The organism is Sphingopyxis sp. PET50 (assembly GCF_025244705.1).
In the GTDB taxonomy this organism is placed as follows: Bacteria; Pseudomonadota; Alphaproteobacteria; order Sphingomonadales; family Sphingomonadaceae; genus Sphingopyxis.
Map to the genome: position 1 here is coordinate 1,207,815 of NZ_CP104207.1, position 18,094 is coordinate 1,225,908.

Annotated in this window: 16 protein-coding genes, 1 tRNA gene and 3 pseudogenes; 10 read left to right on the forward strand and 10 right to left on the reverse strand. The window is 66.4% G+C overall.

The window, feature by feature from the left end:
* Positions 1-15 precede the first annotated feature (15 nt).
* The 3 genes and pseudogenes from N0A20_RS06270 (at position 16) to N0A20_RS06280 (ending at position 3,668) form a co-directional block, all read left to right on the forward strand.
* The gene (locus N0A20_RS06270; RefSeq protein WP_260583086.1) at positions 16-1,311 is read left to right on the forward strand and encodes a 3-methyl-2-oxobutanoate dehydrogenase (2-methylpropanoyl-transferring) subunit alpha; all 1,296 of its coding nucleotides are present in this window, start codon (positions 16-18) and stop codon (positions 1,309-1,311) included.
* Between the two features lie 32 nt (positions 1,312-1,343).
* The gene (locus tag N0A20_RS06275) at positions 1,344-2,348 is read left to right on the forward strand and encodes an alpha-ketoacid dehydrogenase subunit beta (protein WP_260583840.1); all 1,005 of its coding nucleotides are present in this window, start codon (positions 1,344-1,346) and stop codon (positions 2,346-2,348) included.
* Between the two features lie 4 nt (positions 2,349-2,352).
* Positions 2,353-3,668 (forward strand): annotated as a pseudogene (locus N0A20_RS06280) (dihydrolipoamide acetyltransferase family protein).
* A 112-nt stretch (positions 3,669-3,780) separates the two neighbouring features.
* Here the strand turns inward: N0A20_RS06280 and N0A20_RS06285 are convergent.
* Both N0A20_RS06285 and N0A20_RS06290 read right to left on the reverse strand, forming a co-directional pair.
* Positions 3,781-7,665: a carboxypeptidase-like regulatory domain-containing protein gene (locus tag N0A20_RS06285; protein WP_260583087.1), complete on the reverse strand. Its 3,885-nt coding sequence runs from the start codon at positions 7,663-7,665 to the stop codon at positions 3,781-3,783.
* 61 nt (positions 7,666-7,726) lie between these two features.
* Positions 7,727-8,155 (reverse strand): annotated as a pseudogene (locus N0A20_RS06290) (hypothetical protein); the annotation flags it as partial.
* A gap of 56 nt (positions 8,156-8,211) precedes the next feature.
* On the opposite strand from N0A20_RS06290, the gene N0A20_RS06295 reads away from it, so the two are divergent.
* A complete protein-coding gene (locus N0A20_RS06295) occupies positions 8,212-8,682 on the forward strand; it encodes a hypothetical protein (protein ID WP_260583088.1) in 471 nt (156 codons plus the stop codon).
* 272 nt (positions 8,683-8,954) lie between these two features.
* Here N0A20_RS06295 and N0A20_RS06300 read toward each other — a convergent pair whose 3' ends face one another.
* The 4 genes from N0A20_RS06300 to N0A20_RS06315 all read right to left on the reverse strand — a co-directional run bounded on the left by N0A20_RS06300 (position 8,955) and on the right by N0A20_RS06315 (position 11,570).
* On the reverse strand, positions 8,955-9,968 hold the full coding sequence (locus N0A20_RS06300; protein WP_260583089.1) for a DUF11 domain-containing protein: 1,014 nt from the start codon (positions 9,966-9,968) through the stop codon (positions 8,955-8,957).
* Positions 9,969-10,078: 110 nt separating this feature from the next.
* On the reverse strand, positions 10,079-10,552 hold the full coding sequence (locus tag N0A20_RS06305) for a hypothetical protein (RefSeq protein ID WP_260583090.1): 474 nt from the start codon (positions 10,550-10,552) through the stop codon (positions 10,079-10,081).
* Between the two features lie 11 nt (positions 10,553-10,563).
* Positions 10,564-10,764 (reverse strand): hypothetical protein, encoded by a 201-nt coding sequence (locus tag N0A20_RS06310; RefSeq protein WP_260583091.1) that lies wholly within the window; start codon positions 10,762-10,764, stop codon positions 10,564-10,566.
* The gene (locus tag N0A20_RS06315) at positions 10,761-11,570 is read right to left on the reverse strand and encodes a hypothetical protein (protein ID WP_260583092.1); all 810 of its coding nucleotides are present in this window, start codon (positions 11,568-11,570) and stop codon (positions 10,761-10,763) included. Before N0A20_RS06315 ends, N0A20_RS06310 begins: the two co-directional genes overlap by 4 nt.
* On the opposite strand from N0A20_RS06315, the gene N0A20_RS06320 reads away from it, so the two are divergent.
* The 3 genes from N0A20_RS06320 to N0A20_RS06330 all read left to right on the forward strand — a co-directional run bounded on the left by N0A20_RS06320 (position 11,569) and on the right by N0A20_RS06330 (position 13,087).
* Positions 11,569-11,736: a hypothetical protein gene (locus N0A20_RS06320; RefSeq protein WP_260583093.1), complete on the forward strand. Its 168-nt coding sequence runs from the start codon at positions 11,569-11,571 to the stop codon at positions 11,734-11,736. The genes N0A20_RS06315 and N0A20_RS06320 overlap by 2 nt on opposite strands.
* Before the next feature lie 72 nt (positions 11,737-11,808).
* A complete protein-coding gene (locus N0A20_RS06325; protein ID WP_260583841.1) occupies positions 11,809-12,966 on the forward strand; it encodes an AI-2E family transporter in 1,158 nt (385 codons plus the stop codon).
* A gap of 43 nt (positions 12,967-13,009) precedes the next feature.
* Positions 13,010-13,087: transfer RNA gene (locus N0A20_RS06330), tRNA-Asp, on the forward strand.
* A 79-nt stretch (positions 13,088-13,166) separates the two neighbouring features.
* On the opposite strand, the gene N0A20_RS20035 is transcribed toward N0A20_RS06330, so the two are convergent.
* The 4 genes from N0A20_RS20035 to N0A20_RS06350 form a co-directional block, all read right to left on the reverse strand.
* The gene (locus tag N0A20_RS20035; protein ID WP_312846638.1) at positions 13,167-13,382 is read right to left on the reverse strand and encodes a DUF2842 domain-containing protein; all 216 of its coding nucleotides are present in this window, start codon (positions 13,380-13,382) and stop codon (positions 13,167-13,169) included.
* Positions 13,383-13,388: 6 nt separating this feature from the next.
* Positions 13,389-13,982, reverse strand: coding sequence for a 5-formyltetrahydrofolate cyclo-ligase (locus tag N0A20_RS06340; protein ID WP_260583094.1), 594 nt, complete (start codon positions 13,980-13,982; stop codon positions 13,389-13,391).
* A 220-nt stretch (positions 13,983-14,202) separates the two neighbouring features.
* Complete coding sequence (locus N0A20_RS06345) at positions 14,203-14,691, reverse strand: cell division protein ZapA (protein ID WP_260583095.1); 489 nt, start codon at positions 14,689-14,691, stop codon at positions 14,203-14,205.
* Positions 14,684-14,899 carry a hypothetical protein gene (locus N0A20_RS06350; protein WP_260583096.1) on the reverse strand — a complete coding sequence of 72 codons (216 nt, stop codon included), beginning with the start codon at positions 14,897-14,899 and terminating at the stop codon, positions 14,684-14,686. The genes N0A20_RS06345 and N0A20_RS06350 overlap by 8 nt, the downstream gene beginning before the upstream one ends.
* A 183-nt stretch (positions 14,900-15,082) precedes the next feature.
* On the opposite strand from N0A20_RS06350, the pseudogene N0A20_RS06355 reads away from it, so the two are divergent.
* From N0A20_RS06355 to gap, 3 genes and pseudogenes are all read left to right on the forward strand, one after another.
* Positions 15,083-16,525: pseudogene (locus tag N0A20_RS06355) on the forward strand (transketolase family protein); the annotation flags it as partial.
* Between the two features lie 70 nt (positions 16,526-16,595).
* The gene (locus N0A20_RS06360; protein WP_260583843.1) at positions 16,596-17,006 is read left to right on the forward strand and encodes a transketolase-like TK C-terminal-containing protein; all 411 of its coding nucleotides are present in this window, start codon (positions 16,596-16,598) and stop codon (positions 17,004-17,006) included.
* 36 nt (positions 17,007-17,042) lie between these two features.
* A complete protein-coding gene (gene gap, locus N0A20_RS06365) occupies positions 17,043-18,050 on the forward strand; it encodes a type I glyceraldehyde-3-phosphate dehydrogenase (RefSeq protein ID WP_260583097.1) in 1,008 nt (335 codons plus the stop codon).
* Positions 18,051-18,094: the final 44 nt, after the last annotated feature.

An 18,094-nucleotide genomic window follows, 5' to 3' on the forward strand; every position in this document is an offset into this window, starting at 1 on the left:
TGAAGGGAAGACGATATGCCCGAAACGCATCGGCGCCCGGCGAGCAACCTGCCGCCGCTGTCGCTTCATATCCCCGAGCCGCGCTACCGCCCCGGCGACACGCCCGATTTCGGCGACATCGAGGTACCGGAGGTCGGCGCCACGCCGCGCCCGAGCGAGGACAGCAAGCCCGATGCGATGCGCGACCTTTGCTACGGCCTCGTCCGCGTGCTCGATTTCGACGGGGTTGCGAAGGGCCCGTGGGACCCGAAGCTGACCGCCGAGCGGCTGCGCGCGATGCTGCGCTACATGATGCTGGTGCGCGCCTTCGACGACCGCATGTTCCGCGCCCAGCGGCAGGGGAAGACCAGCTTCTACATGAAGTCGACGGGCGAGGAGGCGACATCGGTCGCCTCGACGATGGCGATCGACCGCGCCGACATGTGCTTTCCCAGCTATCGCCAACAGGGCATTTTGATCACGCGCGACTATCCGCTGATCCAGATGATGAACCAGATCTATTCGAACCGCGGCGATCATCTGCTCGGGCGCCAGCTGCCGATCATGTATTCGGCCCCCGAACATGGCTTCTTCAGCGTGTCGGGCAATCTCGCCACCCAATATCCGCAGGCGGTGGGCTGGGCGATGGCGTCGGCGTCGAAGGGCGACAGCCGCATCGCGACCGTCTGGTGCGGCGAGGGATCGTCGGCCGAGGGCGACTTCCACTCGGCGCTGACCTTTGCGACGGTCTATAATGCGCCGGTTATCTTCAACGTCGTCAACAACCAGTGGGCGATATCGAGCTTTTCGGGCTTCGCGGGGGGCGAGCGCACGACCTTCGCGGCGCGTGCGGTGGGTTATGGCATCGCGGGGCTGCGCGTCGACGGCAATGATCCGCTCGCGGTCTATGCCGCGACGCAGTGGGCGGCGGACCGGGCACGCACGAACAACGGGCCGACGCTGATCGAGCATTTCACCTATCGCAGCGAAGGGCATAGCACCTCGGACGACCCGAGCGCCTATCGCCCCGCCGACGAAGCGACGGCCTGGCCGTTCGGCGATCCGATCGCGCGGCTGAAGCAGCATCTGATCGTCCTGGGCGAGTGGGACGAGGCGCGCCATGAGGCGCAGGCCAAGGAACTCGACGATTTGATCAAGACGACCCAGAAACAGTCGGAAAAGCTCGGTATTCTCGGTCACGGCATGCACCAGCCGTTCGAGACGATGTTCCAGGACGTGTTCGAGGAGATGCCCTGGCACCTCAAGGAACAATGCGATCAGATGCTCGCCGAGCAAGAGGCCAAGTTTGGCCCGAACTGGAAGCCCGAATGATGCCAGACTCGTCCAGCACCGCGACCAAGACCATGAACATGATCGAGGCGATCAACAGCGCGATGGACGTCATGCTCGCGCACGACGACAAGGTCGTCGTGATGGGCGAGGATGTCGGCTATTTCGGCGGCGTCTTTCGCGCCACCGCGGGCCTGCAGAAAAAGCACGGCAAGACGCGCGTGTTCGACACGCCGATCAACGAGTGCGGCATCATCGGTGTCGCGGTCGGCATGGGCGCCTATGGCTTGCGCCCGGTCCCCGAAATCCAGTTCGCCGACTATATCTATCCGGGTCTCGACCAGCTCGTCAGCGAGGCGGCGCGGCTCCGCTATCGTTCGGCGAACGACTTCATCTGCCCGATGACGGTACGCACGCCTTTCGGCGGCGGCATCTTCGGCGGCCAAACGCACAGCCAGTCGCCCGAGAGCATCATGACGCATATCTGCGGCGTCAAGACGGTGATCCCGTCGAACCCCTATGACGCCAAGGGCCTGCTGATCGCGGCGATCGAGGACAATGATCCCGTCGTCTTCCTCGAACCCAAGCGCATCTACAACGGCCCGTTCAGCGGCTATTACGACCGCCCGGTCGAACCCTGGTCGAAACATGACGCGAGCGCGGTGCCCGAGGGCCATTACCGCATCGACCTGGGCAAGGCCGCGACGGTGCGCGAGGGCGAGGCGCTGACGATCCTCGCCTATGGCACGATGGTGCATGTGACCAGGACGGTGGTCGAGGAAATGGGCGTCGATGCCGAAATCATCGACCTGCGCACCCTGCTGCCGCTCGACATCGAGGCGATCGAGGCGTCGGTGAAGAAGACCGGCCGCTGCCTGATCGTCCACGAAGCGACGCGCACCTCCGGCTTCGGCGCCGAACTCGCGGCGCTGGTGCAGGAGCGCTGCTTCTATCATCTCGAAGCGCCGGTCGAGCGCGTCACCGGCTTCGACACGCCCTATCCGCACAGCCTCGAATGGGCCTATTTCCCCGGCCCGGTGCGGATCGCGACCGCGCTGACCAAGATACTGAAGGACTGACGTCATGGCCCGCTATTCATTCCGTCTGCCCGACATCGGCGAAGGCATCGCCGAGGCCGAAATCGTCGCCTGGCACGTGAAGGTCGGCGAGCGCGTCGAAGAGGATGCGCAGCTTGCCGACATGATGACCGACAAGGCGACCGTCGAAATGGAATCGCCGGTGTCGGGGGTCGTCGTCGAACTGGCGGGCGAGGTCGGGGATTTGATCCCGATCGGCTCGACGCTGGCGGTGATCGAGACCGACGGGGAGGGCGATGTCGAAGCACCGCCTGCCGACACGCCGGTGGAAGAGCAGATCGAGGCGGAGACGCCGGGGGCTGGGGAAGTTTCGTTGGCTGAAGAGGCTCCCCTCCCGCTTGCGGGAGGGGTTGGGGGAGGGCCTGTAGAGCCCGCTCCAGCAGCAGTTGTCAAAGAAACAAGCCCTCCCCGACCCCTCCCGCAAGCGGGAGGGGAGAGGAGATGAAGGTCCTCGCATCCCCCGCCGTGCGCGCCCGCGCCAGGGACCTTGGCGTTGACCTGTCGCAGGTCCACGCCGAGGGCGACCGCATCCGCCACGCCGACCTCGACGCCTTCCTGCGCTACAGCGCGGGGCAGGGCTATCACGCGCCGGGCGCCAGCCGCGCCCGCGCCGACGAACCCATCAAGGTCATCGGTATGCGCCGCAAGATCGCCGAGAACATGGCGGCTTCGAAGCGCGCGATCCCGCATTTCACCTATGTCGAGGAAATGGACGTCACCGCGCTCGAGGACATGCGCGCCGACCTCAACGCCAATCGCGGCGGGCGGCCCAAGCTGACGATGCTGCCCTTCCTGATCGTCGCGATCTGCCGCACCATCCCGCAATTTCCGATGATCAACGCGCGCTACGACGACGAAGGCAGCGTGGTGACGCGTTACGGCGCGGTGCATCTGGGCATGGCGACGCAGACCGACGCGGGGCTGATGGTCCCGGTGATCCGCGATGCACAGGACAAGAATGTGTGGCAGCTCGCGAGCGAGATCAGCCGCCTCGCCGAAGCCGCGCGCACCGGCAAAGCGAAGGTCGAGGAACTGACCGGCGGCACGCTGACCGTCACCTCGCTCGGCCCGCTCGGCGGGATCGCGACGACGCCGGTGATCAACCGGCCGGAGGTCGCGATCATCGGCCCGAACAAGATCGTCGAGCGCCCAATATTCGACGGCGACGATATCCGGCGCGCGAAGCTGATGAACCTGTCGATCAGCTGCGACCACCGCGTCGTCGACGGCTGGGATGCCGCAAGCTATGTTCAGGCGCTCAAGAAGCTGATCGAGACGCCGGTCCTGCTGTTCGCGGATTAAGTTCTTCTCTTGTCGTCACCCCGGACTCGATCCGGGGTCCCGCTCAACGACGTTGCAAAGCGGGATGCCGGATCAAGTCCGGCATGACGAAGAATGGGAAGCGTGAGTCGGTTTACAGCCCCAGCCCCTGGAAGCTCGTCTGGTCGAATTTCAGCTTGAAGGTGATGTAGGCGCCCGAGCGCGAATAACGGCTGTCCTCGAAATCGCGGTCGTGGAAGCCTGCGAAATTATAGCCTAGCGTCACATTCGCATTCTTCATCGGCGCCAGCGTCAGTGTCGGGCCTCCCGCCCAGCTGACGGTATCGCCGCCGGTGCCGACGCGCACCGTACCCGAGGCGCCGACATCGACATGCTCGCCAAGGTTGAAACGGAAATCGGCGCCGAGCAGGTTCGACCAGCCTTTGACGTCGTCCACCCCGAACTTGTCGAAATTATAGCGCGTGCCCCAGAAGAAGCCGAATTCGCCGCGTTCGTACCAAATCCGGTTGTCGCCGCGGCGATCCCCCAATTCGCGGTTGCCCATCGGCGTCCAGTTGACCGACAGGCTGTTGAGCGCGCGGCGGCTTGTCGCATCGCCGTCGATGGTCAATGCGCCGCCGCCGATCGGGCCCGGCTGGCCGATGATCGCATCGCGGACCTTGTCCGAGCGGAACTCGGTCTTGTTGAGCCACGACACGCGCGATTCGATCGGGCGATGCGCCCAGCTCATCTCGAAGCTCATCACCTCGGTCGTCGGAACGGTGCCGCTGCCGCTCGCCCGCGTGTAGGTGAAGAGGGCGCCGAGTGCGCGGCCCTCGCCGAGCTGGCGCAGCCCGCCGAGCGTCAGGCCGTAGCGGTCGGCAAGCTCGCCGTCGCGATATTCGGCACGGCCCGTGAGCGTCCAGCGCTCGGTGCGGTACGTCGCGCCGGTGCTGATCGCCAGGAAATCCTCGGTCAGCGTGCCGTTTCCGCCAAGGAAACCGCCCGAAGCGACCGGATGCTCGCTATTGAGGACATCGCCCGCGCGGATACCGCCCAGCGTGCGGTTGCCGTCGACCGAGAGATCGACCGTCAGTTTCTTGCCGAGCCGGAGCGACTGCGACAGGCCATAGGCGGCAAAGCTGCGCGGGCCATATTCGCCGATGTCCTGCTGGTTCGCGGTGGCAAGCAGGCGGGCACCGGCCCAGGGCGCTAGGTCGAAGCCGAGCCGCGCGGTACGCGCCTTGATGCTGTCGCCGTCGGCGATCTCGTAGCTGCCGACCAGATTGACGTCGCGGGTGATCGCGAAGCGGGCACCGAGGCGATGGCGGGTCGGGAAATCGACGCTGGCATCGTCTCCGCCGAGTGCGAATTCGGTCTGGGCGTCGAGTTCGAGCCGCTTTTCGAACAAGCGCTGCGTCGCGCCGAGCTGGACGATGTTCGATATGTTGCGCGTGCCGTCCGACAGCCGGTCGTCGGCGCGGGTGATACCTGCACGGGCGACGGTGGTGCCGTTGTCATATTCGACCAGCGCGCGCGCGGCGCGGCGGCGCGAGCCGAGGTCGAGATAATCCTCCTGCCAGGCGCTCCCGGTCAGCGACAGCGTGCGGCTGGCGCGCAGCCGGGCGTCGACGCCGAACTTGCGCGTGCCGTCCTCGCCGCGGTTGAGCTGCCCGGCGCCGAAGCCCGTCTCGCGCTCGCGGATATAGGCGAGGATATCCATCGTGCTGCTGTGATGCTCGGCTTCGACCAGCCATGCCTTGGCGCTTCCTGCGGCGGCCACCGCGCTGCCGGCCTTGGCCGATGCGTCGCTCACCGCCAGTTCGGCGCGGATTTCGGTATCGACGCTCGGACGATAGCGCGCGTCGATGCCGCCCAGATTTGTCCGGGCGTCGCTGTCCTCGTCGTGGATGACAGTGGCGCCGACGCGCAGTTTTTCGTCGTCGGTCTGATAGCTGACGCGGCCGCCAGCGTTGAGCACGCGCTCGCCGATGCCGTCGACCTCATATTCGGCGACGATAAACTGCGGGTCGAGGCCCGACGAATGGCTGGTCACGGGATCGCGAAAGCGCAGCGTGCCGGCGAAATAGTCGATGTCATAATCGATGTGGCGGGTCAGCATGCGCGTGTCGATGATGCGCTCGCTGTGCAGCCGGTCACGCGTTTCGATGACGACCCGCTCGCTGTTCGGCAATATATCCTTGGCGCCAAGCTGGTACGGCCCGGTCAGGCCACTGCCCTGGATCTCGTCGCGGCGGAACCGATAGGGAGTATCGGCGGCGAAGGCGGTCGCGGCGACATTGGGCCCGCGATATTCGGCCTTGCCGCCGTTCAGCGCGCGCTGATAGCGGGCGAGCTGCGGTTCCGAAATGCCGGTCTCGAAGTCGCCGAACATCGCGTAGAATTGCGGGCGTTCGAGGCGGAGGTAGAGCTTGCGCACCGAGGCGGCATCATAGCGCGTCTCGTTTCGGTCGGCGTAGATGGTGTAATAGGCACGCGGGTCGATCACGCCGCCGAAGCGCGCATCGTCCTTCTCCTTGTCGCTGTCGTACGCCAGCGTCATCAGCCATTTGCCGCGCACCCGGCCCTTCGCATAAAGCGCGAGGCGCGCGTCGCCATTGAGGTCGCCCGTCGTTTCCGCCACCGGCTCCATCCGGTCGTCGAGCGTGTTGTATCCGATCGTGCCCGCGGCGAAGCCGACCACGGTCCACGGGCGATCGCCCGGATCGAGCCAGGTTTCGATCGTCTGCTTGCGTTCGACCTTGTCGTCGCGGAAGCTGAAATCCATCGTCAGCGTTCCCGATGCCGTCGTCGGCTCGAGCTCGATATAGGCGATGCCGTCGTCGCCCGCGATCTTCCACACCGGGCGGGCCTTTTCGAGGCCCGACAGCTGGCGCGCCTGCTGCGCATCGGCTTCGACGGCCGGATAATAGGGGGCGGGGACGCTGAAATCGCCGGTCAGGCCGCTGCGGATCGGCTTGCCGTCGCGGTCGGTCAGGCGCACGGCGAGCACCGGGCGGGTCACGCCATCGGCGATCAACACCGATTTTTCGCGGAGCAGCGTCGCGCGCATCGGGGTGATCGAATAATGGACGCTGCGTTCCAGCGTTTCGACCGTTACGCCACCGGCATCCTTGACGGTGGCGACGAGGCGGTTTTCGCCCTCGCGAATCTCGATCCCGCGCCAGACGCTGACCGCGACCTGACCGTCGGCGGACTTGCGCGCGCCCTCATAGGCGAGCGGATCGACGGGCTTGCCGTTGATGGTCAGCGTGACCGTCTGTCCCGGCGCGTGCTTGATCGCTGCGCGAACCGCTTTCGCGCGCGGATTATGATCGGGGGCAGGGAAGAGCCAGGCGATGCCCGGACCCTCGCCGGCCAGCCAGTCTCGGTTGGCGCCAGCGGCGTCGGGGTCGCTGAGCACGGTCGGCGCGGCGACGGTCCTGACGTCGGGTGCGGAGCGCTGTTTGCCGGCGATGGCACGGAAATCGGTACGCTTCAGCGACCCGCCGCGGCCCTCGACGAAGCGCGAGATCGCGCTGCCGGCACTTTGCGCCGAGCGCGCGCAGTCGACGGGCTCGCGATCGAGCGGCAGCGTCGATGGGTCGATCTGCACGACATGCAGCCCGGGACGCACGCCTTCGAAATGATAACGGCCGTCCTGATCGGTGACGGTGTAGCTGCCGTCCTGAAGCATGACGCGGACGCCGCCGATCCCTACGGCCTTGCCGGGATCGACGCCGCAGCCGCCGTCGGTGATGCGGCCGATGATCGTCATCCGGTCACCGAGCTGGTCGCGCTTGATCGCCACCGTCGCCTCGGCGACATTGCTGGTCGCGCCGCGATTGTCGGTCGCGGTCGCGCGGTTAAGCGCGTTTCCGGGCTGCGCCGAGACGATGACTTCGGCCAGATAGGTGAGCAATATCGTGCGTCCGGGGGCGATCGCGGGCAGGGTGACGCTGAATTCGCGGCCGTTGCCGGCCACCATCGGGTCGATCCGCACGCCGTCGGCACGGACCGTGTCGATGCGCAGGCGCATGCCGGCCTGGCAGGGCGTCGCGGATCGTTACCACGCCGCTGCTCCGCCGGGCATCGCGATTGGCGACCTCGATCCGGTACTGGATCACGTCGCCAGGCACCGCGACCTGGGTGGAGGTCGTCTTGCGCAGGATCAGTCCGCCGCCGGGCTGATCGACGGGAATGTCGATCCGGACGGGCGCGGGGTCGGTCAGCGTGAAGGCGTTGCCATAGCTTCCTGCCGTGATCGCATAGGGCAGGCCGTCGTCGGGGCGCCGGAAACCGGCCAGAGCGGCGGGGGCGGCGGTCGACGGCGCGGTGAAGGGCGCCGCATGGCTCGACCACCAGGCGATAGGTGCCGGGCGCGACGAAGGGGAAGCGATAATCCCCGGCGGGGAAATCATAGACGGTGCCGCCGCTGTCGGTGACGCGCTGGCCGGTGATGACGCTCGACGGATAGGTCGAGACGCCGTCGTCGCCGAACACGCGCGCGGGCTGGCCGGTCGCGGCATCGACGATCGTCACGCGGCTGCCCGCGACGGGCGCGCCGTCGCCGCTGTCGAAGACGATGCCGAAGGGATCGACGAGGAAGCTGATCTCCGCCGTGGCGATCAGGCCGGCATTATCCGCGTCGCTGACGCGCATCGTCACCGTCGATCCGGGCGCGACCGACAGGCGGCAATCGCTCGAGCCACCAGCAGCCGGCGGAATGCCGATCGTGTTGATAATGCCGACGAATTCGCCGCTGTTCGCGGCGGTTTCGGACAGGGTGATGCGCTCGCGATCGCCATTTTCGAGCTCGAGCGTCACGTTGAGTGTGTCGCGAGCATCGGGATCGGCGTTGGCGCTGGCGAGCGTGACGCCCACCACCAGCACTTCGCCCGCCTGGAAGCGTTCGCTGGGCTGCAGCGAGGCGGGGTTAGTGGGGAGCGAGGCGAAAACCCCGCCCGGTTCGATCAGGCTGGTGCCGCCCATGCCCTGGCAACGGGTGGGGACGACCGGCGCGGACCGGGAACCGAGGTTGCTGGTCAGCCGATAGGTACCGATCGTCGCCGGTTCGGGGGGACGCGGCGTAACGGTCACATCGACCCGGTTCGACTGCGTCTGCGCGCTGCCGCCGCTCGTGGTCCATTCGGCAGACGCGGTATTGGAAATGACCTGCGCATGCGCGTGTCCGGCGGGCGGCGCGGCTGCCGCGAACAAGGCGGTGGCAAAGGCCAGGCATTTCGGGAGCAAGGTCATGGGCGCTTGGGCAAGGGGGGAGCGCCGCCGGAACCGGTCCGGCGTCGCTGCCCTTTCCTTTTTCCGCGGTCAGTTGACCGTGGCGCGGAAGACGAGCGTGCGCGTCGCGCCCGCCGCCACCGTGGCGATCGTTCCCGACACGACGGGCGCGGCATAGCTGCCCCCCGCCGAGCCATCGGCGTTGCACGTCGTACCCGTGACCGTACCGCCCAGCAGGATCGTGCTCGCGGTATAGGTCAGCTGCGTCGGCACGCTGTCGCTGATCGCCACGCTCGTCGCATCGGCGCTGCCCGTATTGGCCACCGCGATGCAATATTCGATCGTCGCGCCCGGGATCATCTTCGGGTTCGAGGTCAGGTTGAACGGGTCGGAGATGACGCGGCTGGTCTTGGTGACCGTCAGCGTCGCCGTTTGCACCGTATAATCGTCGGCGGCGCTGTGTGCGGCGTCGCGATTGGCGTCGTTGACGCCGATGCCGTCTGCGAAGACGGTGTCCTTTGCCGCCGTGTTGGCGCCCGCGGTCTGCGTGACAGGTAAGCCCTGCGAACCCGCCGTGCCGCCCTCGCGCGCCGTGGCGCGCAGCTGCACACCCGCCACGCTGTTGTTGGCGAGGCCGATGGGGATGTCGGCGAGGATGAAGATGCGCGCCGTCGCGTCCGCCGCCAGTTCGTCGACATAGGTGACGAGCGCGTCGCCCGCATCCCAGCTGCCGACCGTCCCGGTCGTCGGATTGTCGCGATAGATGCGCAGGTTCGCGGCGTTGAAGTTATCCGTGCCGCCATGCACCGCGGTGCCGCCCGTGATCTGGGTGGCCGCGAGCAGGAAGTCGAGTCCCTCGTTCGACAGGTTTGTGACCTGGAAGGTCGTGATCGCGCCGGCCTGCCCCGGAACGACATTGGTCGTCACGGTGCCGACTTCTTCGACAAGCAGGTTGATCTTGCGGTCGACCACGAAGGTGTCCGACGCGCTTTGCTGAACCTGGGCGACGCCACCGACCTGAAAGTCGACGGTCGCGGTATTGGTGATCGAGCTGCCCGCGGTCGTACCGGCGGCGAACAGCCGGCGCGGAGGCGAAAGTTGCAATCGCCGCCAGACCCAAGGTGCCCATATGCGTCAGCTTGGTCATAGCTGAACTCCTGGACTTTGGTTGGTCGCCATTCCCCACCGCTGCGGCGACCGTTAGGCGGCTTTTATTATGAGGTTATTTGACAATTCCCCGGAACATCAGCTTGCCCGTTCCGCTCGGCCGGGATCGGCTTCTGGAACGCCCAGCGGACGTGGGTGACGTCGGCGGGCTGGGCTGCGCGGGTTGTTCCGTCGGCCATCCGCACGGTCATCTCGGAAAGCAGACCCCACGTCTTGCCTCCGTCGACCGAAACGAACGGGCGGGTGTCCCCGGCGTCGGCAAAGCTGACCGCCGCGGGCATCGGATTGGTGATGACGAACTTGTCGGCGGGCTGCGCGCTCGCGTTGCGATAGTTGAGCACGAAGACGAGCCGGTCGCCCGGAACGACGACCTTCGGCTCTTCGAGCAGCACGCGCTGCTTGCCGTTGGCGTCGGTCGAGACGCGTTCGACGAACACATTGTTGTCGAGCGCGACCTGATTGGCCGCCAAAGCCTGACCGGGCAGGATCGCCGCGGCTAATGCTAGGAAAAACAGGCGCATAGTCTGCTCCATCAGTCGATCGTGGTCTGGAAGGTGACGGTACGGGTCTGGCCGCCGGCAACCGTGCCGAGCGCGACATTGACCCGCGTGCCGTTGTAATCGCCGGCGTCGGTATCGGCCGCGTCGGTCTGTGCGGTGCCGCCGAGGGTGATCGAACCCGCGACATAGCTGGTGTCCGCCGGAATATTGTCGGTGATGGCGAGGCCGCTCACCGACCCGCTGCTCGGCCACCGTCGCGACGATCGTATAGGTGATCGTCGCCCCCGGCACCGGCTCGCTGCCGCCGAAGGGGTCGGCGATGACCGCCGATTTGACGAGAGATACCGTGGCGGCCGAGACGATATAGGCGCCCTGGTCCTGGCCGTCGGCGCCCGTCGATCCGACGACGGCATCGCCGCCGCCTTCGCCCTGGCTGAGCAAAGCTGGTGCCGGGGGTTCCGGTGCCCGTCTTCGACGCGGCGACCAGGCTCACCGTGCCGCGATTGCCGTCGGCGACGGTTCCCGGCGTCGTCGAAAGCACGAAGATCGTGACGCTTTCGTCGGGATCGAGCGTCGGATCGTTGGCGCCCGGCGTATAGAGCGTGTCGGTATTGGCGTCGAAAACGCCGTCGCCATTGTCGATATAGATCTGGGTGACCGCCGGATCATAATCGTCGCCGCCGCCGTTCGCGATCGTTGAGAGCGCGAAGCTTTCCTCGCCATTGCCGCTGTTGGTGACCGAGAAGGTCAGCAGCTGTGCCGTGGCGCCCGGCGTCGTCGGGACGTCGGCGGGGTCGCTCGAATCGACGGTGACGTCGAGCAGTTCGTCGACGCGCAGGTCGACCTGGTTCGAATCGATCGTCTGGGTGCCGCCGCCGGTGTCGAAACTGGCACTGGCAGTGTTGCTGATGGTCGAACCCGCACGGGTGCCGGCGGCGTCGGCCTGCAAGGGCAGGGCGAGCGCCATGGCGAGAGCGAGGGTGGAAATGGCAGGGATGCGATACCGATGCAGCGCGCCCCCCACAGGCGCATTCATCATGATCTTTGACTCCGATTGGCTGGTCCGTGACCCGTCAATCGACGAAAAAGGGAAATTTCTGGTTAAGATGCTGGTGACCAAGTGCGATTCTGATCCAGAACTGGACAGAAGCCGCGCGGCGCCGTTCTTTGCGAGCCGTCTGGCGCCCCGGTTGAAGCTCGCGTAAGACGAACGGATTAACAGGGAGTCTGATGGCGTGGCGGATGACAAGGGGGCCAAGGACAGGCGCGCGCCGCGCATTGATCCCCTCGCGCAGATCGAGATCGACGATTTCCGCCGCGACCGGCTGCTCGCGGCGCTGACGCTGATTATCGGGGCCGCCTTCTGCCTGGCCTTGCCATTTGCGCTCAAGGCTGGCGCCGAATTTTTCCTGCCGCTGACCGCCGCGATCGTCATCGCGATCGCGCTGGTGCCGCTGCTGGAATGGCTCGAACGGCGTGGAGTGCCGTCGGCGCTCGCGGCCCTGCTGTCGCTGGCGGGGTTTCTGCTCCTCGCCAACGCCGCACTTGCGATCATTGTCGTTCCCGCGACGGGCTGGTTCGCGCTCTTGCCCGAATCGATTCCGCGTATCCAGAGCAACCTGGCGCCGCTGATCGACTTTTATTCGACGCTGCAGAAATTCGTCGATCGCACCCTGATGTCGGTCGCCAGCGGTACCGAAGCGACGGCGCAGGCGGTCGCGGCGCAGGCGCCGTCGTCGATCGTGGACTATTTCATCTCGGCCGCCCCGGCGGCGGCGATCCAGCTGTTTTTCGCGGTGCTGGTAATCTTCTTCTTCCTCGCGGGCTGGACCCGGCTGCGCAAGGGCACGATCCGGCGCCGCGGCAGCTTCGACGGCGCGATGCAGACCGCGCGGGTGATCCAGAATGTCGTCGATGCCACGGCCGACTATCTGGCGACGATCACGATGATCAATGCGATCCTGGGGCTGCTGGTCTCGCTCCTGCTCTGGGCGCTCGGCATGCCGTCGCCCTTCATGTGGGGCGGGATCGTCTCCTTGTGCAATTTCGTGCCCTATCTGGGGCCGATCGTTGCCGCGAGCCTGCTTGGGCTCGGGGGGCTGATGACCTTCGACGCGGTGGGATTCGCGCTGCTCCCCGCGCTGATCTTCATCGGCGTGCATATGATCGAGGCGAATCTGATCACGCCGCTGGTGCTCGGACGGCGGCTGACGATCAATCCGCTGCTGATTCTGGTGTCGCTCAGCTTCTGGGGCTGGGTGTGGGGCGCACCGGGGGCGCTGCTCGCGGTGCCCTTGCTGCTGATCCTCCAGACGGTCCTGCAGTCGACCGGAACCCCGGATCTGGCGGGTTTCCTGTTCGAGCACGGCACGCTGACCACCACTGACGAGATGCGCGACCGATTAAATCGCACGCCGCCCCACGGCGACGGTTGACAGGCCGGGACGCGGCGCATATTGGCGCTGCTCCCAAGCACACGCGGGTGTAGCTCAGTTGGTTAGAGTGCTCGGCCTGTCACGCCGGAGGTCGCGGGTTCGAGCCCCGTCACTCGCGCCATTCCTCGATCTTCCGGACGGAATGGCCACCGCAGCTTGGGAAGCTTCCAGAAGCGAAAATTGTGGATTGGCGCGGCGTTTCAGCCGCGCCACCGCCCCAATTCCATCCAGCGCAGCAGCGGTTTCAGCGGCATGATCCAGACGATCCCCGCCACCACATAGAAGATCGCCTGCACCAGCACCGGCCACTCGCCGACCCAGGGCGACAGGCTGGCGACCAGCGCCGCCCAGATGGCGATCAGCAGGAGTATCAGGAAGATGTCGAGCGGGTTTGCGCCAGCTGGGCTGGTGGGGATCGGGGGTCACAGACGGTCTCCGGTCACAATGAATTCCTGTTCGGTCAGCACCGCGTCGAGCGGCATGTCGGTGGGCTCGAGCGGCATGGCGTCGACCTCCTGCACCGACCAGCCGATTCCGATGCGCAGCACGTGCGCGTGCGCGGCGAACCAGCGGTCGTAGTGGCCGCCGCCGTGGCCGATACGGCCGCCCTGGCGGTCGAAGCCGACGAGTGGGCACAGGATGAGGGTCGGGACGGCCGATTCGCCGTCGTCGGCGGGCTGCGGGGTCCCCCAGGGCCCTTTCACGAGCGGGTCGGCGGGCGCCCAGCGGCGAAAGCCCATGGTGTCGATGCGGTCCGTATGATGGGGCAGGGCGATTTTTCCGTCACCGGCGTAGCCGCCCAGCATCGGCAGGATGTCGGGCTCGTCGCCCCATGCGGCATAGGCGCCGATCATCGCCTGCCTGCCGAGCAGGTCCGCCAGCGGCGCGGGCGGCGCGCGAAAGGCCGCAAAGCGGGTGAACTCGTCAAGATTGGCGGCGAAATGACGACGCCGGAAGCGCAGCTTCTCGCGCAGATGCCGCTTCTGGTTCGGCAGGTCGGCGGACGTGTCGGTCATCGCCTTCTCTCTGCCTTCATCGGATGGTTGGCGGGCCCACCGTGGGTCGTTTGCTGGAAGATCCTCTGACGCCAGTAACGTCAGGTGGGAACCATGTGCGTCAGACCAGGGTCCGGGCAGGGACAGCTCCCTAGGATGATGTATCGCCTCAGGGATTTTCGCAAAAGCTCGTGCCGGGCAGTACCCGCCGCGCCCTATGTAGGGTCGCGGCTAAGCTTCCTCAAGGGATTTGCTCGACCTTTGCCGCGAGTTCCTCGATCCGGTCGGCGATCTGGCCGAGCGCTCGGCCATGGTCGGGGCCCGCGCGGCGCGGGGCGGCCGGCGGGCCCTGGCGCAATTTTTCGATCTCGGCTGTCAGCGCGGCCTCGCGCGCCGCAGCCTGTTTGACCTGATCGAGCGCCGCCGATTCGCGCGACACCGCGGCACGCAATTCGTCGCGCGCCGCCGCTTCGCGGCTCTCGGCGAGCGCGATCGCGGCGCGCAGCGAGTCGAGCTGCGGCTCGGCGCTGCCTGCCTTGGTCTGCGCTTCCTGCGTCTCGTCGGCGAGCATCAGCGCCGCGAACAGCAATTGGCGCACTTCGGTGCCGCCCTGAATGCCGCGCGCCTTGGCGTCGACCAGGCTCGCGAGGTGAATGAGCTGGGCTTCCTGCCCGTCGGCGCAATGCACGTCATAGGGGCGCCCGGCGATGGTGAGCTTGACGTCAGCCACGTTCGGCCTCCGCGATCAGCCGGTCGAGTTCGCCGATCACGGCGGCGACTTCGGCCTTCAGCGCCGACTGGTCGGCAGCGGGCAGGGCGGTGGCCGAAACACCCGGGGCGAGGGCAGGGCGGGCGGCGCGATCGGTCAGCGCCTTTTCCATCCGGCTGAGCGCCCGCTCGATGCGGCCGATGGCGAGGCTGGCTTCGTCGAGTTCCATGACCAAGGCGTAGCAGCGCAATATTGCGCCCTCAAGCGCGCATTTCTTGCCCACAGCGGTTGACTCTGCGGCATCCCCCCGCAAAGGGCTGTCCCCACCGAATCCCGCCACCTGCTCATCCTTTCCGGGGGACTTATGACACTGCCCGAACGTCAGCTCGCCAACGCGATCCGCGCGCTTGCGATGGACGCGGTTCAGGCCGCGAACAGCGGCCATCCGGGGATGCCGATGGGCATGGCCGACGTCGCGACCGTCCTTTATTCGGACTATCTGCGCTTCGACCCGACCGACCCGCGCTGGCCCGACCGTGACCGATTCGTGCTGTCGGCGGGCCATGGCTCGATGCTCGCCTATGCGACGCTGCACCTCATGCCGGCTATGCGCGGCCGACGATCGACGACATCCGCAATTTCCGGCAGTTGCACAGCCCGTGCGCTCAGCCACCCCGAGAATTTCGAGCTCGAAGCCATCGAAACGACGACCGGTCCGCTGGGACAGGGGCTGGCGACCGCGGTCGGCATGGCGATCGCCGAGCGCCACCTCAACAGCCTCTATGGCGACGACCTCGTCAACCATCGCACCTGGGTGATCGCCGGCGACGGCTGTCTGATGGAAGGCATCAACCACGAAGCGATCGGTCTGGCGGGCCATCTCGGCCTCGGCCGCATGACGGTGCTGTGGGACGACAACAAGATCACGATCGACGGTTCGACCGACCTGTCGACGAGCGAGGATATTGCCGCGCGCTACGCCGCCACCGGCTGGCATGTGGAAAGCTGCGACGGCCACGATCCCGCCGACATCCGCCGCGCGATCGACGCTGCGCTGGCCGACCCGCGCCCCTCGCTGATCGCGTGCCGCACGCTGATCGGTTTCGGCGCCCCGAACAAGCAGGGCACCTCGGCGACGCATGGCTCGCCGCTCGGCGCCGACGAGGTCGCCGCGGCGCGCGCCAATCTGGGCTGGAGCGCCGAACCGTTCGACATTCCCGCCGACATCGCCGCTGCGTGGGCAGCCTTTGGCGACGAGGGCAAGAAGCGTCATTCGCTTTGGAAGCTTCGTCTGGCAAATAGCGAAAAGAAGGATGAATTTTCGGCGCGACTGGCGGGCGACGTCGTACCGGGTGCCGCGTTCGATGCCTATCTGTACGGTCTCGTCGCCGAGCCGCCGAAGGTCGCGACGCGCAAGGCGTCGGAGAACACGCTGACCGCGCTGACCGCCGACATCGCATCACTGATCGGCGGTAGCGCCGACTTAACGGGTTCGAACAACACAAAAACTTCGTCTACCAAAGCACTGACAAAAGAAGATTATTCGGGACGCTATGTCTATTATGGCATCCGTGAATTCGGCATGGCGGCGGCGATGAACGGCATGGCGTTGCATGGCGGCGTGGTCCCCTATGGCGGCACCTTCCTCGTCTTCGCCGACTATTGCCGCGCCGCGATCCGCCTGTCGGCGCTGCAACGTCAGCGCGTCGTCTATGTGATGACCCACGACAGCATCGGGCTTGGCGAAGACGGCCCGACGCACCAGCCGATCGAGCATCTCCAGTCGCTCCGCGCGATGCCGAACCTGCTCGTCATGCGCCCCGCCGACGCGGTCGAGACCGCCGAATGCTGGGCGCTGGCGCTGGCGCAGAAGGACCGTCCGTCGCTCCTCGCGCTGACGCGGCAGAATCTGCCGCCACTGCGTCATGACGTCACGGAAAACCTTTGCGCGAAAGGCGGTTATCGCATTCGCGAGGCAGCCATGCGGCTGCAAGGTCGTGATCGTCGCGACCGGGTCCGAAGTCTCGCTGGCGATCGGCGTTGCCGAGAAACTCGAGGCGGCGGGCCATGGCGCCGACGTCGTGTCGATGGTGTCGACCGAACTCTTCGACGAACAGGACGGCGCCTATCGCGACGCGATCCTGCCGTGCGACGCGCTGATCGTCTCGATCGAGGCGGGCACGACCTTCGGCTGGGAACGCTATACCGGCCGCGACGGCCTGCGTTTCGGCATCGACAGCTTCGGCGCCTCGGCGCCGATCGACGACCTCTATGCGCATTTCGGCCTGACCGTCGATGCGATCGCTCCGCAGATTTTGGCAAAGCTCGGCAGTTAAGGACCGGGCCGCCGCACGCAGAAAGGAAATTTCGACATGGCAGTGAAGGTTGCAATCAACGGTTTCGGACGCATCGGTCGACTCGTGGCGCGCGCCATTCTCGAGCGTCCCGACAGCGGTCTCGAACTGGTCGCGATCAATGACCTGGCCGATGCCAAGGCCAATGCGCTGCTGTTCAAGCGCGACAGCGTCCACGGCCCGTTCCCGGGTGATGTTTCGGCCGAAGGCGACACGATGATCGTCAACGGCAAGGCGATCAAGGTCACCGCCGAGCGCGATCCGGCCAACCTGCCGCACGCCGAACTGGGCGTCGATATCGCGCTCGAATGCACCGGCTTCTTCACCGACGCCGACAGCGCGGGCAAGCACCTCGCCGCCGGCGCCAAGCGCGTCCTGATCTCGGCCCCGGCCAAGGGCGTCGACCTGACGGTCGTTTACGGCGTCAACCACGACAAGCTGACCGCCGACCACAAGATCGTCTCGAACGCGAGCTGCACCACCAATTGCCTCGCGCCGGTCGCCAAGGTCCTGAACGACACGCTGGGCATCGAGCGCGGCCTGATGACCACGGTCCACGCCTATACCAACGACCAGAAAATCCTCGACCAGATCCACAGCGACATGCGCCGCGCGCGCGCCGCCGCCATGTCGATCATCCCGACGACGACGGGCGCCGCCCGCGCGGTCGGCGAGGTGCTGCCCGAACTCAAGGGCAAGCTCGACGGGTCGGCGATCCGCGTGCCGACCCCCAACGTCAGCCTGATCGACCTGACCTTCACCCCGAAGCGCGACACCAGCGTCGAGGAAGTGAACAAGATCCTGAAAGATGCGTCGGAAGGCGCGCTGAAGGGCGTTCTGGCCTATTCGGACGAGCCGCTGGTCTCGATCGACTATAACCATTGCCCCGCGAGTTCGACCGTCGACAGCCTCGAAACCGCGGTTCTCGAAGGCAAGCTGGTTCGCGTCGTCAGCTGGTACGACAATGAATGGGGCTTCTCGAACCGCATGGTCGACACGGCAGGCGTGATCGCCAAGTTCCTGTAATTTGCCTGTGCCCCTGCGAAGGCAGGGGCACACTCGGGAAACGG

What these genes read in the sequence shown, in the direction of transcription:
- N0A20_RS06295 (WP_260583088.1), top strand. Translation starts at nt 8,212, where the DNA reads ATGCCGAAGGGATCGACGAGGAAGCTGATCTCCGCCGTGGCGATCAGG.
- N0A20_RS06360 (WP_260583843.1), top strand. Translation starts at nt 16,596, where the DNA reads ATGACGTCACGGAAAACCTTTGCGCGAAAGGCGGTTATCGCATTCGCG.
- N0A20_RS06350 (WP_260583096.1), bottom strand. Translation starts at nt 14,899, where the DNA reads ATGGAACTCGACGAAGCCAGCCTCGCCATCGGCCGCATCGAGCGGGCG.
- N0A20_RS06340 (WP_260583094.1), bottom strand. Translation starts at nt 13,982, where the DNA reads ATGACCGACACGTCCGCCGACCTGCCGAACCAGAAGCGGCATCTGCGC.
- N0A20_RS06315 (WP_260583092.1), bottom strand. Translation starts at nt 11,570, where the DNA reads ATGATGAATGCGCCTGTGGGGGGCGCGCTGCATCGGTATCGCATCCCT.
- N0A20_RS06285 (WP_260583087.1), bottom strand. Translation starts at nt 7,665, where the DNA reads ATGCGCCTGCGCATCGACACGGTCCGTGCCGACGGCGTGCGGATCGAC.
- N0A20_RS06305 (WP_260583090.1), bottom strand. Translation starts at nt 10,552, where the DNA reads ATGCGCCTGTTTTTCCTAGCATTAGCCGCGGCGATCCTGCCCGGTCAG.
- N0A20_RS06270 (WP_260583086.1), top strand. Translation starts at nt 16, where the DNA reads ATGCCCGAAACGCATCGGCGCCCGGCGAGCAACCTGCCGCCGCTGTCG.
- N0A20_RS06275 (WP_260583840.1), top strand. Translation starts at nt 1,344, where the DNA reads ATGAACATGATCGAGGCGATCAACAGCGCGATGGACGTCATGCTCGCG.
- N0A20_RS06320 (WP_260583093.1), top strand. Translation starts at nt 11,569, where the DNA reads ATGATCTTTGACTCCGATTGGCTGGTCCGTGACCCGTCAATCGACGAA.
- gap (WP_260583097.1), top strand. Translation starts at nt 17,043, where the DNA reads ATGGCAGTGAAGGTTGCAATCAACGGTTTCGGACGCATCGGTCGACTC.